The 13,999-nt window shown below is 41.4% G+C and carries 15 protein-coding genes and 1 riboswitch; of the genes, 13 read left to right on the forward strand and 2 right to left on the reverse strand.

Annotated features, from left to right (window positions below):
* The 5 genes from O3650_RS09230 to thiE are packed head-to-tail and all read left to right on the forward strand — an operon-like array spanning nucleotide 1 to nucleotide 3,311.
* A complete protein-coding gene (locus tag O3650_RS09230; protein WP_203175363.1) occupies nucleotides 1-651 on the forward strand; it encodes an energy-coupling factor transporter transmembrane component T in 651 nt (216 codons plus the stop codon).
* Between the two features lie 10 nt (nucleotides 652-661).
* Entirely contained in the window at nucleotides 662-1,354 is a 693-nt protein-coding gene (gene tenA / locus O3650_RS09235) for a thiaminase II (protein WP_203175361.1), read from the forward strand.
* Between the two features lie 4 nt (nucleotides 1,355-1,358).
* The gene (gene thiW, locus O3650_RS09240; protein WP_033685230.1) at nucleotides 1,359-1,883 is read left to right on the forward strand and encodes an energy coupling factor transporter S component ThiW; all 525 of its coding nucleotides are present in this window, start codon (nucleotides 1,359-1,361) and stop codon (nucleotides 1,881-1,883) included.
* Nucleotides 1,883-2,698: a hydroxyethylthiazole kinase gene (locus O3650_RS09245; protein ID WP_101776464.1), complete on the forward strand. Its 816-nt coding sequence runs from the start codon at nucleotides 1,883-1,885 to the stop codon at nucleotides 2,696-2,698. The genes thiW and O3650_RS09245 overlap by 1 nt, the downstream gene beginning before the upstream one ends.
* Nucleotides 2,679-3,311, forward strand: a complete 633-nt coding sequence (thiE, locus tag O3650_RS09250; protein ID WP_371491988.1) for a thiamine phosphate synthase — start codon at nucleotides 2,679-2,681, stop codon at nucleotides 3,309-3,311. Before O3650_RS09245 ends, thiE begins: the two co-directional genes overlap by 20 nt.
* Nucleotides 3,312-3,470: 159 nt before the next feature.
* Here the strand turns inward: thiE and thiD are convergent, their stop codons facing one another.
* Nucleotides 3,471-4,262, reverse strand: coding sequence for a bifunctional hydroxymethylpyrimidine kinase/phosphomethylpyrimidine kinase (thiD, locus tag O3650_RS09255; RefSeq protein ID WP_371491990.1), 792 nt, complete (start codon nucleotides 4,260-4,262; stop codon nucleotides 3,471-3,473).
* A gap of 83 nt (nucleotides 4,263-4,345) precedes the next feature.
* Nucleotides 4,346-4,443: riboswitch (TPP riboswitch) on the reverse strand.
* 183 nt (nucleotides 4,444-4,626) lie between these two features.
* On the opposite strand from thiD, the gene O3650_RS09260 reads away from it, so the two are divergent.
* From O3650_RS09260 to O3650_RS09280, 5 genes are all read left to right on the forward strand, one after another.
* Nucleotides 4,627-5,022 carry a CopY/TcrY family copper transport repressor gene (locus tag O3650_RS09260; RefSeq protein ID WP_060806248.1) on the forward strand — a complete coding sequence of 132 codons (396 nt, stop codon included), beginning with the start codon at nucleotides 4,627-4,629 and terminating at the stop codon, nucleotides 5,020-5,022.
* Nucleotides 5,023-5,032: 10 nt separating this feature from the next.
* A complete protein-coding gene (locus O3650_RS09265) occupies nucleotides 5,033-5,404 on the forward strand; it encodes a cupredoxin domain-containing protein (RefSeq protein WP_000935077.1) in 372 nt (123 codons plus the stop codon).
* A 9-nt stretch (nucleotides 5,405-5,413) separates the two neighbouring features.
* A complete protein-coding gene (locus O3650_RS09270) occupies nucleotides 5,414-7,657 on the forward strand; it encodes a heavy metal translocating P-type ATPase (protein WP_371491992.1) in 2,244 nt (747 codons plus the stop codon).
* A 322-nt stretch (nucleotides 7,658-7,979) separates the two neighbouring features.
* Nucleotides 7,980-9,755 carry a pyruvate oxidase gene (gene spxB, locus O3650_RS09275; RefSeq protein ID WP_000191804.1) on the forward strand — a complete coding sequence of 592 codons (1,776 nt, stop codon included), beginning with the start codon at nucleotides 7,980-7,982 and terminating at the stop codon, nucleotides 9,753-9,755.
* Between the two features lie 58 nt (nucleotides 9,756-9,813).
* Nucleotides 9,814-10,161 carry a VOC family protein gene (locus O3650_RS09280; RefSeq protein WP_001052638.1) on the forward strand — a complete coding sequence of 116 codons (348 nt, stop codon included), beginning with the start codon at nucleotides 9,814-9,816 and terminating at the stop codon, nucleotides 10,159-10,161.
* Nucleotides 10,162-10,326: 165 nt separating this feature from the next.
* Here the strand turns inward: O3650_RS09280 and O3650_RS09285 are convergent, their stop codons facing one another.
* Nucleotides 10,327-10,671, reverse strand: a complete 345-nt coding sequence (locus O3650_RS09285; protein WP_000913393.1) for a lipopolysaccharide assembly protein LapA domain-containing protein — start codon at nucleotides 10,669-10,671, stop codon at nucleotides 10,327-10,329.
* Between the two features lie 326 nt (nucleotides 10,672-10,997).
* Between O3650_RS09285 and O3650_RS09290 the strand changes: the two genes are divergently transcribed.
* From O3650_RS09290 to manA, 3 genes are all read left to right on the forward strand, one after another.
* The gene (locus O3650_RS09290; RefSeq protein WP_001291472.1) at nucleotides 10,998-11,258 is read left to right on the forward strand and encodes a SemiSWEET family transporter; all 261 of its coding nucleotides are present in this window, start codon (nucleotides 10,998-11,000) and stop codon (nucleotides 11,256-11,258) included.
* A gap of 208 nt (nucleotides 11,259-11,466) precedes the next feature.
* Entirely contained in the window at nucleotides 11,467-12,906 is a 1,440-nt protein-coding gene (locus tag O3650_RS09295; protein WP_000136868.1) for a 6-phospho-beta-glucosidase, read from the forward strand.
* Between the two features lie 119 nt (nucleotides 12,907-13,025).
* A complete protein-coding gene (gene manA, locus O3650_RS09300; protein ID WP_371491994.1) occupies nucleotides 13,026-13,970 on the forward strand; it encodes a mannose-6-phosphate isomerase, class I in 945 nt (314 codons plus the stop codon).
* Nucleotides 13,971-13,999: the final 29 nt, after the last annotated feature.

The raw sequence follows: 13,999 nt of genomic DNA on the forward strand, positions 1-13,999 counted from the left end.
ATGGTCAAAGTAGCAACCCAGACACCGATTATCAGTCTCTTCTTGCTGATTTTATCCTTGGAAACATCTTTCATTCCTTCGATTGCTCTTAATCTTTCGGTAGTAGCATTTTGTATTCTCTTTATGCTCTGTTACCTTCGATTTAAAGTATTGGCTTGGATGATTCTGCTTGCCATTTTGCCATCCTTTGCCAACTACTGGGCAGTTCAGTTACATGGAGATGCTTCGCAGGCAGTTATGCTCGGAACGAGGGCTTTCGTTACAGTTTGTATAGGCCTTGTCTTTGTTTCCTCTATTTCCTTAAAAGAGCTTCTCTTGTACTTGGCTCAAAAGGGGTTATCACGGTCTTGGGCTTATGCCTTGATTGTGGTATTTAATTCCTTTCCTCTCATTCAGCAAGAAATTAAGTCTCTCAAGGAAGCCTGCTTATTACGCGGTCAAGAACTGCATTTTTGGTCTCCCTTGATTTACAGCAAGGTTCTGATGACAGTCTTTAGATGGCGCCATCTTTACCTGAGAGCTCTATCGGCGCATGGATATGACGAACATGCACAGGTGGAGAATCGCTATCGGACTTTTTATATTGCTAAAAAAACAAAATTAATCTACCTGCTTTTCTTTTTATTGCTTCAAACCAGTCTATTTTTATAAAGGAGTTATTATGGAATTTACAGATATTGCGATGGAATTATCCAAGGAAGCTTGGCAGGCTTCCTTTCATCATCCCTTTATTTTACAGTTGCAAGAGGGAAATTTAGACCCTGCAATTTTCCGCTATTACTTGATTCAGGATGCCTACTATCTGAAGGCCTTCTCAGAAGCCTATCACCTCTTGGCTGATAAGACTTTGAATGAGGAAATGAGAAGACTCTTGAAACAAAATGCTCAGAGTCTAGTGGAAGGTGAGTTGTTTATCCGCCAACAATTTTTCAAGGAGTTGGAAATCAGCGATCAGGAAATGGATGAGTATCCAATCGCGCCAACTTGCTATCATTATATCTCTCACATTTATCGTCAATTTGAAGAAGCAAATCTAGCCATTGCTTTTGCGAGCTTGCTGCCTTGTCCTTGGTTATACCATGATATAGGTAAATCACTTAATCTTAAACCATCACCAAATCCTCTCTACCAACAATGGATTGAAACTTATATTACGGATGAGTTGGAGCAGCAGATCAGAGAGGAGGGAGCGCTGGTCAATCAACTCTATCGAGAAAGTGACGAGACAGACAGGAAAAAAATGCTAGATGCCTTCCACATCAGTGTTCATATGGAAGCTAAGTTTTGGGAAATGGCCTACCAACACCAGACATGGAAGAGTGATTTACAGTCTTTAGAAACAGGAGAAGAATAGAAACATGAGAAAGCACCAATTACAAGTTCACAAATTAACCATTTTATCTATGATGATTGCCCTTGATGTAGTCCTTACGCCTATCTTTCGGATTGAGGGAATGGCACCGATGTCCAGTGTAGTCAATATTTTAGCAGGAATCATGATGGGACCTGTTTATGCTTTGGCTATGGCTACAGTGACAGCCTTTATCCGTATGACGACTCAAGGGATTCCGCCTTTAGCTCTCACAGGAGCGACTTTTGGAGCCCTTCTAGCAGGTCTCTTTTATAAGTATGGTCGAAAATTTTACTTTTCTGCTTTGGGAGAAATTTTGGGAACAGGTATTATTGGTTCTATTGTTTCCTATCCTGTTATGGTACTCTTTACAGGATCAGCTGCTAAGCTTAGCTGGTTTATCTACACGCCTCGATTTTTCGGAGCAACCTTGATTGGTACAGCGATTTCCTTTATTGCCTTTCGATTTTTAATCAAGCAGGAATTCTTTAAAAAAGTTCAGGGATATTTCTTTGGTGAAAGGATAGACTGATGCAGGCATTTACAAATCCTTTTCCTCTGGAAACGACTTCCCTCATTCACTGTATTACCAATGAGATTTCTTGTGAGATGCTAGCAAATGGGATTTTGGCTCTGGGATGTAAACCAGTTATGGCAGATGATCCCCGTGAGGTTCTTGATTTTACTAAGCAAAGCCAGGCGCTCTTCATCAATTTGGGGCATTTGTCAGCTGAGAAGGAAAAAGCAATCCGTATGGCAGCTTCTTATGCAGATAAAATTTGTCTCCCAATGGTAGTAGATGCTGTTGGCGTAACAGCTTCATCCATTCGTAAGAGCTTAGTCAGAGACCTTTTAGACTATAGACCTACGGTCCTTAAAGGAAACATGTCAGAAATTCGAAGTCTTGTTGGCTTAAAACATCACGGAGTTGGGGTCGATGCCAGTGCTAAAGATCAAGAAACTGAGGATTTGCTTCAAGTCTTGAAAGACTGGTGTCAGACCTATCCAGGTATGTCATTCTTAGTCACAGGCCCCAAGGACCTCATCGTTTCGAAGAATCAGGTCGCTGTACTGGGAAATGGCTGTGCAGAATTAGACTGGATAACAGGGACAGGAGATTTGGTTGGAGCTTTAACAGCTGTTTTTCTCAGCCAAGGAAAGACTGCCTTTGAAGCTTCGTGTCTAGCGGTCTCTTATCTTAATATCTCCGCTGAGAGAATAGTTGTTCAAGGAATGGGATTGGAAGATTTTCGATACGAAGTTCTCAATCAGCTTTCACTCCTAAAAAGAGATGAAAACTGGTTAGATGCCATCAAAGGAGATGTTTATGAACAGAGAGGCGCTTAGACTGTATCTTGTAACCAATCGCTACCAAGATTCCGTGGAAAGCTTTCTTGAAAAGGTTGAGACGGCTTGCCGTTCAGGGGTTACCATAGTCCAATTACGAGAAAAAAATCTCACAACCAATCAATATTATCAACTGGCGAAACAAGTCAAGGAAATAACAGATGCCTATCAGGTACCCTTGATAATCGATGATCGCTTGGATGTCTGTCTGGCGGTTGATGCTGCTGGTCTGCATATCGGAGACGATGAACTACCAGTTTCGGTTGCCCGACAAGTCTTGGGCCCTGAAAAAATACTTGGTGTCACAGCTAAAACTGTAACAAGAGCTCTTGAGGCAGAAGAAGGGGGAGCAGATTACTTGGGGACAGGAGCCATTTTCCCAACCACCACCAAGGAAAATGCACCCATCACCCTGATTTCAACCTTGAAAACAATTTGCCAAAGGGTCGCTATTCCAGTAGTTGCCATTGGCGGCTTGACTTCGGAGAACATTGACCAACTTATCGGCACGGGCATAGCTGGAGTAGCTGTAGTACGTGATCTGATGCAGGCAGAAGATATAGAGGCAAAAACGCAAGCCTTTTTAACAAAGTTGGATGACATTATTTTCTAATTAATACTCAATGAAAATCAAAGAGCAAATTAGGAAGCTAGTCTCAGGTTGTTCAAAGCACAGCTTTGAGGTTGCAGATAAAGCTGACGTCGTTTGAAGAGATTTTCGAAAAGTATAAAAACTCTCTAATTCCCTTAAAGTGGGAACTAGAGAGTTTTTTTAATCTTTAAAGCTTGTATGGTTGACTGGACCAGAACCATGACCGAGTTGAGGGGCATCTTGGATGGCTTTCGTAATAAAGGCCTTGGCTTTATCGACTGCTTGATAAAGGGTTTTACCCTTGGCAAGTTCAGCAGTAATCACTGCAGCAAAGGTACATCCAGTACCATGTGTATGACAGGTTTGAATTCGTGGACTTTCCCAGACAAATTGGTCATCCTTGGTAAAGAGGAAATCCTTGGCACCGCCTTCGAGATGACCACCTTTGATGACCACAGACTGAGGACCAAATTCTTTTAAAATCAGGCGACCGGCACGTTGCATGTCTTCGGGGTCATGGATTGAAAAACCAACAATCTCTTCTGCCTCAGGAAGATTCGGAGTGATAATAGTTGCAAGGGGAAGCAGGTTTGTTTTTAGGTAGGTTCTGGCACTAGTATCTATCAGGGTATCACCGCTTGTTGCGACCATAACAGGGTCAAGGACATAGGGACAATCCAGCTTTTTAAGATAGGGCTGGATGATTTCCATGATTTCAGTAGTTGCCAACATTCCAGTTTTTACAGCCTGAGGTGGAATATCCGAAAAGACACTCTCCAATTGGGCTTTTAACATTTGAGGAGAAACGTGCTCGATTAATTGAACACCTCTGGTATTTTGAGCGACAAGACTGGTCACAACAGCCATTCCATAGACATCTCTCGCTTGGAACGACTTTAAATCAGCCATAATGCCAGCACCACCACTAGGGTCAGTTCCTGCAATGGTCAAAGCAACGGGTAAATAAGTCATCTAAAACCTCCCAACCAACTGAAGTTTGTATTCTTAAGAACAAGCTAATCTGTTTCAGGAAGGCAATAGAAGACTGCTAGTCCCCATTATCATTTCCACTTCCATCAGCTAGCATTACCTAGATTGAGTCAAAGGGTCTAACAGTTGTTAATCTCAGCTTTACGCACCCCTAGTGGTTGTTTTCTTTTTTCTTTAGTATAGCATATTTTTATAGTTTATATAGTAAGATTTGATTGAAAATCCTTTATCATAGGGTTAAAATTCTATTTTTCAAAGAAAAAATTAATTTTATAGTTGACAAATGTAGATTTTAAGGGTATACTGATAATTGTAATTGACAAATGTAGATTTTGGAGGTGTGATTATGCAGATTTCAGATGCAGAATGGCAGGTCATGAAGATTATTTGGATGCAAGGGGAACAGACTAGTACGGATTTGATCAGGGTTCTGGCGGAGCGGTTCGACTGGTCCAAGTCAACCATTCAAACTCTTTTGGCTCGTTTGGTTGAGAAAGAGTGTTTGACTCGGAAAAAGGAAGGCAAGTTCTTTGTCTATTCAGCCCTTTTAACTTTGGACCAAAGTCAGGATTTACTTGTCCAAGATATCAAGGACAAGGTTTGTTCTCGTAGGATTAAGAACTTGTTGGCTGACTTGATTGCCGAATGTGATTTTACTCAGGCTGACTTGGAAGACTTGGAAGCTGTGGTTTCTGAGAAGAAATCAAGCGCTGTAACAAAAGTAAAATGTAATTGTATGTAAAGGAGACGTCATGTTAAATAGTATTGTAACCATTGTTTGTATTGCCCTTATCGCCTTTATCTTGTTTTGGTTTTTCAAAAAGCCTGAAAAATCTGGACAAAAGGCCCAGCAAAAAAACGGCTACCAAGAGATTCGAGTGGAAGTCATGGGGGGCTATACGCCTGAGTTGATTATCCTCAAGAAATCAGTGCCAGCCCGCATTGTCTTTGACCGTAAGGATCCTTCACCCTGTCTGGACCAAATTGTTTTTCCAGATTTTGGTGTACATGCGGACCTGCCAATGGGTGAAGAGTATGTAGTGGAAATCACGCCTGAGCAGGCTGGAGAGTATGGTTTCTCTTGTGGCATGAATATGATGCACGGCAAGATGATTGTAGAATAGGAGAATGATATGACTGAAATTGTAAAAGCAAGTCTTGAAAATGGTGTTCAAAAAATCCGTATCACGGCAGACAAAGGCTACCATCCAGCCCACATTCAACTGCAAAAAGGAGTTCCTGCTGAGATCACCTTTCACCGTGTGACACCTTCAAACTGTTATAAGGAAATTCTGTTTGAAGAAGAAGGCATCTTGGAACCAATCGGCGTAGACGAGGAGAAAGTCATTCGTTTTACACCTCAAGAATTAGGCCAACATGAATTTTCTTGTGGCATGAAGATGCAAAAGGGAAGCTATACAGTCGTTGAGAAGACTCGAAAATCTCTATCACTTTTACAGCGTTTTTGGATTACTAGTATCTTTACTGTGCCTCTTGTGATCCTCATGATTGGGATGTCGACAGGAGGAATTAGTCACCAAGTCATGCGTTGGGGCACCTTTTTAGCCACAACACCGATTATGCTAGTAGCAGGTGGTCCTTATATCCAAAGTGCTTGGGCTAGTTTTAAAAAGCACAATGCCAACATGGATACCTTGGTTGCTCTGGGAACCCTAGTGGCCTATGGCTATAGCCTAGTTGCCCTCTTTGCAGGTCTCCCCGTTTACTTTGAAAGTGCTGCATTTATCTTCTTCTTCGTTCTTATGGGAGCCGTTTTTGAGGAGAAAATGCGGAAAAATACTTCCCAAGCTGTGGAGAAATTACTTGACTTGCAGGCTAAAACTGCAGAAGTCTTGCGTGAGGATAACTATGTTCAAGTCCCCTTGGACCAAGTCAAGGTAGGTGACCTGATTCGAGTGCGTCCCGGTGAAAAGATTGCTGTTGATGGTGTCGTAGTAGAAGGTATCTCTAGTATTGATGAGTCTATGGTGACAGGTGAGAGTCTGCCTGTGGACAAGACAGTTGGAGATACCGTCATTGGTTCAACCATCAATAATAGTGGAACACTTGTTTTTAGAGCAGAAAAAGTTGGTTCAGAGACTGTTTTGGCTCAGATTGTCGATTTTGTGAAGAAAGCTCAGACCAGTCGTGCGCCGATTCAGGACTTGACGGATAAAATTTCAGGGATTTTTGTCCCAGCAGTTGTCATTTTAGGGATTGTGACCTTTTGGGTTTGGTTCGTCTTGCTCAGGGATAGTGTAGTCGTGCTTGGAGCGAGCTTTGTGTCTTCTCTTCTCTACGGAGTGGCAGTTTTGATTATCGCCTGCCCTTGTGCCTTGGGACTTGCAACACCTACAGCCCTTATGGTGGGGACAGGTCGCAGTGCCAAGATGGGAGTTCTCCTCAAAAATGGAACGGTTCTACAGGAAATCCAGAAAGTCCAAACTATTGTTTTTGATAAGACAGGAACTTTGACGGAAGGGAAACCTGTGGTCACAGATATCATAGGCGACGAAGTAGAAGTGCTTGGATTGGCAGCCTCCTTGGAAGAAGCTTCTCAACACCCACTGGCTGAAGCCGTTGTGAAACGAGCGACTGAAACTGGACTTGAGCTTCAAACTGTTGAAAATTTCCAAGCCTTGCACGGAAAAGGTGTTTCAGGGCAAATCAATGGAAAACAAGTTTTGCTTGGAAATGCTAAAATGCTGGATGGGATGAACATTTCAAGCACTTATCAGGAAAAACTAGAAGAACTGGAAAAAGAAGCTAAGACAGTTGTGTTCTTAGCTGTGGACAATGAAATCAAAGGCTTGCTTGCTCTGCAAGATATTCCTAAGGAAAATGCTAAGCTTGCCATCAGTCAGTTGAAAAAACGAGGTCTTAAAACAGTCATGCTGACAGGAGACAATGCAGGTGTGGCGCGTGCTATTGCCGATCAGATCGGAATCGAAGAGGTCATTGCAGGTGTCTTACCAGAAGAAAAAGCCCATGAAATCCATAAACTACAAGCGGCTGGCAAAGTAGCCTTTGTAGGTGATGGTATCAATGACGCTCCTGCCCTTAGTGTAGCAGATGTGGGGATTGCTATGGGAGCTGGAACAGATATCGCTATCGAGTCAGCAGATTTGGTGTTGACAACCAATAATCTCTTAGGTGTGGTGCGTGCCTTTGACATGAGTAAGAAAACCTTTAATCGAATTCTGCTCAATCTTTTCTGGGCCTTTATCTACAATGTCGCCGGAATTCCGATTGCAGCAGGAGTCTTTTCAGGTGTTGGACTGGCCCTCAATCCAGAACTGGCAGGTCTAGCTATGGCCTTTAGTTCTGTATCCGTTCTGACTAGTTCACTCTTACTAAACTTTAGTAAAATAGATTAAAAGCGGGCTTGCTCGCTTTTTATACTCTTCGAAAATCTCTTCAAACCACGTCAGCTTTATCTGCAACCTCAAAGCTGTGCTTTGAGCAACCTGCGACTAGCTTCCTAGTTTGCTCTTTGATTTTCATTGAGTATTATAAAACAGAAACTAAAAATGTTTTCAAACTGTACTGTAATAGAGAATAAAAACTTCTGAGCAGATTCTTAGTAAAGTCAAAATAAATGTGATAAATTAGTATTGTAAAAATTTACTGAAACGTTTTCAAAAACTATATGAAACCTTTTTTAGTAGATTTAAAAATATTTGAAGGAGAGTTATCATTATGACTCAAGGGAAAATTACTGCATCTGCAGCAATGCTTAATGTATTGAAAACATGGGGCGTAGACACAATCTACGGTATCCCATCAGGAACACTCAGCTCATTGATGGATGCTTTGGCTGAAGACAAAGATATCCGCTTCTTGCAAGTTCGTCACGAAGAAACAGGTGCTCTTGCAGCGGTTATGCAAGCTAAATTCGGCGGCTCAATCGGGGTTGCAGTTGGTTCAGGTGGTCCAGGTGCGACTCACTTGATTAACGGTGTTTACGATGCAGCTATGGATAACACTCCATTCCTAGCAATCCTTGGATCACGTCCAGTTAACGAACTCAACATGGATGCTTTCCAAGAATTGAACCAAAACCCAATGTACAACGGTATCGCTGTATACAACAAACGTGTAGCTTACGCTGAGCAATTGCCAAAAGTAATCGACGAAGCTTGCCGTGCTGCAGTTTCTAAAAAAGGTCCAGCTGTTGTTGAAATCCCAGTAAACTTCGGTTTCCAAGAAATCGACGAAAATTCATACTACGGTTCAGGTTCATACGAACGTTCATTCATCGCTCCTGCTTTGAACGAAGTTGAAATCGACAAAGCTGTTGAAATCTTGAACAATGCTGAACGTCCAGTTATCTATGCTGGTTACGGTGGTGTTAAAGCTGGTGAAGTGATTACTGAATTGTCACGTAAAATCAAAGCACCAATCATCACAACTGGTAAAAACTTTGAAGCCTTTGAATGGAACTATGAAGGTTTGACAGGTTCTGCTTACCGTGTTGGTTGGAAGCCAGCCAACGAAGTGGTCTTTGAAGCAGACACAGTTCTTTTCCTTGGTTCAAACTTCCCATTTGCTGAAGTTTATGAAGCATTCAAGAATACTGAAAAATTCATCCAAGTGGATATCGACCCTTACAAACTTGGTAAACGTCATGCCCTAGACGCTTCAATCCTTGGTGATGCAGGTCAAGCAGCTAAAGCTATCCTTGACAAAGTGAACCCAGTTGAATCTACTCCATGGTGGCGTGCAAACGTTAAGAACAACCAAAACTGGCGTGATTACATGAACAAAATCGAAGGTAAAACTGAGGGTGAATTGCAATTGTATCAAGTTTACAATGCAATCAACAAACATGCTGATCAAGACGCTATCTACTCAATCGACGTAGGTGACACTACTCAAACATCTACTCGTCACCTTCACATGACACCTAAGAACATGTGGCGTACATCTCCACTCTTTGCGACAATGGGTATTGCCCTTCCTGGTGGTATCGCTGCTAAGAAAGACAATCCAGATCGCCAAGTATGGAACATCATGGGTGACGGTGCATTCAACATGTGCTACCCAGACGTTATCACAAACGTTCAATACGACCTTCCAGTTATCAACGTTGTCTTCTCAAATGGTAAATATGCCTTCATCAAGGACAAATACGAAGACACAAACAAACACTTGTTTGGTTGTGACTTCCCTAATGCTGACTATGCGAAAATCGCTGAAGCTCAAGGTGCTGTAGGATTTACAGTTGACCGTATCGAAGACATCGATGCAGTTGTTGCAGAAGCTGTTAAACTCAACAAAGAAGGTAAAACTGTTGTGATCGATGCTCGCATCACTCCACACCGTCCACTTCCAGTAGAAGTACTTGAATTGGATCCAAAACTTCACTCAGAAGAAGCAATCAAAGACTTCAAGGAAAAATACGAAGCAGAAGAACTCGTACCATTCCGCCTCTTCTTGGAAGAAGAAGGATTGCAATCACGCGCAATTAAATAATTCCTTCGTGGAACTTAAAAAGATCGGAGCAATCCGGTCTTTTTATGGAGGATAGTAAATGAATTTAAATCAATTAGATATTATCGTTTCAGATGTTCCCCAAGTCTGTGCTGACTTGGAGCGTATTTTGGATAAAAAGCCCGATTATGTTGATGACAGTTTTGCTCAGTTTACGATTGGCAGTCACTGTCTGATGTTGTCCCAAAATCATTTGATTCCTTTGGAAGATTTTCAGTCAGGAATCATTCTTCATATCGAGGTTGAGGATGTAGACCAGAATTACCAACGGTTGAAAGAACTTGGTATCCAGGTTTTAAACGGACCAACTGTAACCGATTGGGGAACAGAGTCCTTATTAGTTAAAGGGCCTGCTGGTCTAGTGATTGATTTTTATCGTATGAAGTAGGTAATTCTATTATCAAATTTTTTATCTAAACATTCTTGGAGTGAAACTTAAAAAGATCGGAGCAATTCGATCTTTTTTGTATTTATGCGACTTTCAGTCCGTCTCGCTCCGTTAGGTGCGAGACAAAAAACCACCCGTTTTCACGGGTGGTTATGATTTCTACACTTATTGTTTGGCTTCCTGTTTTAATTGTTGCACCTGTTCCTCGTACTGGACAAGCTCCCTGTCTTTTATATTGATAGTCGCTTCTGCTTCAGCAATGCGGCTTCTCAGATCTTGAGTCTTGTTATGGTGATAGCTAATACCAATAGCACTACCAGCAATGATCCCGATTACTAGACAAGTAAAAATCACCAAAATCAAGGGAGCAGATAGTTGTGTAAAGACAAGACTGACAGTTACTGTTTGACGATTGAGTAGACCAAATGAGATCACAATGACTAATAAGCTCAAACCGCCAATTAGATAAGCCTTATCTTTCAGTGACAATTCATTAAATTTTTTTAGCATAAGTTCCTTTTCTCCTGACTATGTTGATAGAAAACTACACACCATTTAGGTATTAACAAAATTCATTTTACTAGAAAATTTCGATACTGTCAATAATTTCTAACGGCTTATTTACCATCAATCAATCGATTCATTGAAAAGGAGTATTCATTTTCTAATATTTGATTGAGTAAACAGAACGGAGCAATTCGGTCTTTTTTCTGTTCCCTCTTTCTTATAACAAGATTGTGATAGTTTATATCTTTATAACAAAAGTTTTAAAGACTTGATTGTTTTGAAAGAATATTTTAAAATAAGATTCAGTAAAAATGAAAGAGGTTTTGAAAATGTCTGAAAAACAAATGAAAATTTTAGGTTGGGTAGCGACCTTTATGTCTGTTATGATGTATGTGTCTTACTTCCCACAAATCATGAACAATCTGGCTGGTCAAAAAGGAAATTTCATCCAGCCCTTGGTTGCTGCCATCAACTGTAGTCTCTGGGTTTACTACGGTCTTTTCAAAAAAGAAAGAGATATCCCCCTTGCAGCAGCTAATGCACCAGGTATTATTTTTGGCCTAGTGACGGTTATTACAGCTTTGATTTAAAAGGAACAGAGGAGACTAGTTTTCAGTCTTCTTTTTTGTTTCAGGGGAGGCTATTTACTTTTTCTAGAGGATAATTTTTTAAAAAACAATCTGATAAACTTAAATAGTAGAATAGTATCAGTATGTCACAGTATTTTATAAGAAAAGGTTTACAGAATAAGTTATAATATAAGTAAATGAACAAGCAAATAAGAAAGTGAGTAGAGTTATGACCGAAAAACTGACTTTTCCGGATGGTTTCTTGTGGGGCGGAGCGACAGCTGCCAACCAGTGTGAGGGTGCTTATAATTTAGAAGGTCGTGGATTGGCGAATGTGGATGTCGTCCCCATCGGTCCAGATCGTGAAGCCATTATCACAGGTCAGAAAAAGATGTTTTCGTTTGAGGAGGGCTATTTTTACCCAGCCAAGCAAGCTATTGATATGTACCATCATTACAAGGAAGATATTGCCCTTTTTGCGGAAATGGGCTTTAAGACTTATCGTCTATCCATTGCTTGGACTCGGATTTTTCCTAAGGGCGACGAAACAGTGCCAAATGAAGCTGGTCTAGCCTTTTATGAGGATTTATTTAAGGAGTGCCACAAGTATGGTATCCAACCTCTGGTGACTATCACTCATTTCGACTGTCCTATGCACTTGATTACAGAGTACGGTGGTTGGCGCAATCGTCGGATGTTAGACTTCTATGAAAAACTTTGTCGCACACTCTTTACCCGCTATAAGGGTTTGGTCAAATATTGGCTTACCTTCAACGAAATCAACATGATTCTCCATGCCCCCTTTATGGGAGCTGGGCTCTGTTTTGAAGAAGGAGAAAATCAAGAACTGGTTAAATATCAGGCTGCACACTATGAGTTGGTAGCTTCAGCTCTTGCGACAAAGATTGCCCACGAAATTGACCCAGAAAATAAGGTGGGATGTATGTTGGCTGCAGGGCAATACTATCCTAACACAGCCCATCCAAGAGACTACTGGGCAGCCATGGAGGAAGACCGCAAGAGTTACTTCTTCATTGATGTTCAAGCGCGTGGGGAATACCCAAACTACGCCAAGAAGCAGTGGGAGCGTGAGCGAATCGAGATTCAAATGACTGCAGAAGATTTAGAGTTGTTGAAGGACAATACTGTTGACTTTGTTTCCTTCTCTTACTATGCAAGTCTAGTAGCCTCAGGTGATCCAGAAGTTAAAGAATTAACTGCTGGAAATATCTTTGCCTCTCTCAAAAATCCTTATCTTGAATCCTCAGAATGGGGATGGCAGATTGACCCACTTGGTCTTCGTATCACCCTCAATGCTATCTGGGATCGTTACCAAAAGCCAATGTTCATCGTGGAAAACGGTCTAGGTGCTATGGATACACCGGATGAGAATGGTCATGTAGCAGATGACTATCGGATTGCTTACTTAGAGGCTCATATCAAGGCCATGCGAGATGCCATTTACCAAGATGGCGTTGACTTGCTTGGTTATACGACTTGGGGCTGTATCGATCTGGTTTCAGCTGGAACAGGCGAAATGAACAAGCGCTATGGCTTTATCTATGTAGATCGAGATAATGCTGGTCATGGAAGCCTCAAACGTAGCAAGAAGAAATCCTTCTATTGGTACAAGGATGTCATTGCCAGCAATGGTGCAAGCATTGAGTAGAGCACATTTGTTCACTATTTTTATAAAATCTTCTCCCTACTTTATAAGATATGAAAAAGAGTTCAATTAGATGGAGCTTTTTGCTATAATGAGGGAGAAAAATCAGATAGGAGATTGACATGTCAGAACCATTATTTTTACAATCAGTTATGCAAGAAAAAATCTGGGGTGGTACCAGGCTACGTGATGAGTTTGGCTACGACATTCCAAGTGAAAAAATTGGAGAATATTGGGCCATCTCAGCCCATCCAAATGGTGTCTCTAAAGTTGCCAATGGTTGTTTTGAGGGAACAGACCTTGCTACTTTGTATGCGGAACATCGTGAATTGTTTGGCAATCGTCCAGAACCTGTATTTCCACTTTTGACCAAAATCCTCGATGCCAACGACTGGCTCAGTGTTCAAGTTCATCCAGACGATGCATATGGGCTAGAACATGAAGGTGAGCTAGGTAAAACAGAATGCTGGTACATCATCTCTGCGGATGAAGATTCAGAGATTATCTACGGTCATAATGCCGAGTCAAAAGAAGAACTCCGTCAGCAAATAGAGGACAAGAACTGGGATGCCTTACTTACCAAAGTCCCTGTTAAGGCTGGAGATTTCTTCTATGTACCAAGCGGAACCATGCACGCTATCGGGGCAGGCATCTTAATTCTTGAAACACAACAGTCTAGTGATACAACCTACCGTGTCTATGACTTTGACCGCAAGGATGATAATGGCAACTTGCGTGAACTTCACCTTGAAAAATCAATTGATGTTTTGAATATTGGTGAGCCTGCTAACAGCCGACCCGTAACTGTCAAAGCTGATGATTTGCGTTCCACTCTCCTTGTATCCAATGATTTCTTTGCAGTTTACAAGTGGGAAATTACTGGAAAAGTTGATTTTGAGAAGACAGCTGATTATAGCTTGTTTAGTGTCTTAGCTGGCCAAGGTCAACTAACTGTTGATGGAAAGAACTATCCAATCCAAAAAGGTAGTCACTTTATCCTACCAAGCGATGTTGAAGCATGGACTTTGGAAGGTCAAGGTCTAGAGTTGATTGTTAGTCATCCATAAAAAGAAAGGGCCTGAGTTCATTACGAGCC

The sequence above is a fragment of the Streptococcus sp. 20925_1_24 genome, from assembly GCF_041432335.1.
Lineage (GTDB): Bacteria > Bacillota > Bacilli > Lactobacillales > Streptococcaceae > Streptococcus > Streptococcus mitis_BM.

Coding starts and splice junctions, on each gene's coding strand:
- thiD (WP_371491990.1), bottom strand. CDS start 4,262: ATGACTTATTTACCCGTTGCTTTGACCATTGCAGGAACTGACCCTAGT.
- tenA (WP_203175361.1), top strand. CDS start 662: ATGGAATTTACAGATATTGCGATGGAATTATCCAAGGAAGCTTGGCAG.
- thiE (WP_371491988.1), top strand. CDS start 2,679: ATGAACAGAGAGGCGCTTAGACTGTATCTTGTAACCAATCGCTACCAA.
- O3650_RS09230 (WP_203175363.1), top strand. CDS start 1: ATGGTCAAAGTAGCAACCCAGACACCGATTATCAGTCTCTTCTTGCTG.
- thiW (WP_033685230.1), top strand. CDS start 1,359: ATGAGAAAGCACCAATTACAAGTTCACAAATTAACCATTTTATCTATG.
- O3650_RS09245 (WP_101776464.1), top strand. CDS start 1,883: ATGCAGGCATTTACAAATCCTTTTCCTCTGGAAACGACTTCCCTCATT.
- O3650_RS09295 (WP_000136868.1), top strand. CDS start 11,467: ATGACCGAAAAACTGACTTTTCCGGATGGTTTCTTGTGGGGCGGAGCG.
- O3650_RS09285 (WP_000913393.1), bottom strand. CDS start 10,671: ATGCTAAAAAAATTTAATGAATTGTCACTGAAAGATAAGGCTTATCTA.
- O3650_RS09260 (WP_060806248.1), top strand. CDS start 4,627: ATGCAGATTTCAGATGCAGAATGGCAGGTCATGAAGATTATTTGGATG.
- O3650_RS09280 (WP_001052638.1), top strand. CDS start 9,814: ATGAATTTAAATCAATTAGATATTATCGTTTCAGATGTTCCCCAAGTC.
- manA (WP_371491994.1), top strand. CDS start 13,026: ATGTCAGAACCATTATTTTTACAATCAGTTATGCAAGAAAAAATCTGG.
- O3650_RS09265 (WP_000935077.1), top strand. CDS start 5,033: ATGTTAAATAGTATTGTAACCATTGTTTGTATTGCCCTTATCGCCTTT.
- spxB (WP_000191804.1), top strand. CDS start 7,980: ATGACTCAAGGGAAAATTACTGCATCTGCAGCAATGCTTAATGTATTG.
- O3650_RS09270 (WP_371491992.1), top strand. CDS start 5,414: ATGACTGAAATTGTAAAAGCAAGTCTTGAAAATGGTGTTCAAAAAATC.
- O3650_RS09290 (WP_001291472.1), top strand. CDS start 10,998: ATGTCTGAAAAACAAATGAAAATTTTAGGTTGGGTAGCGACCTTTATG.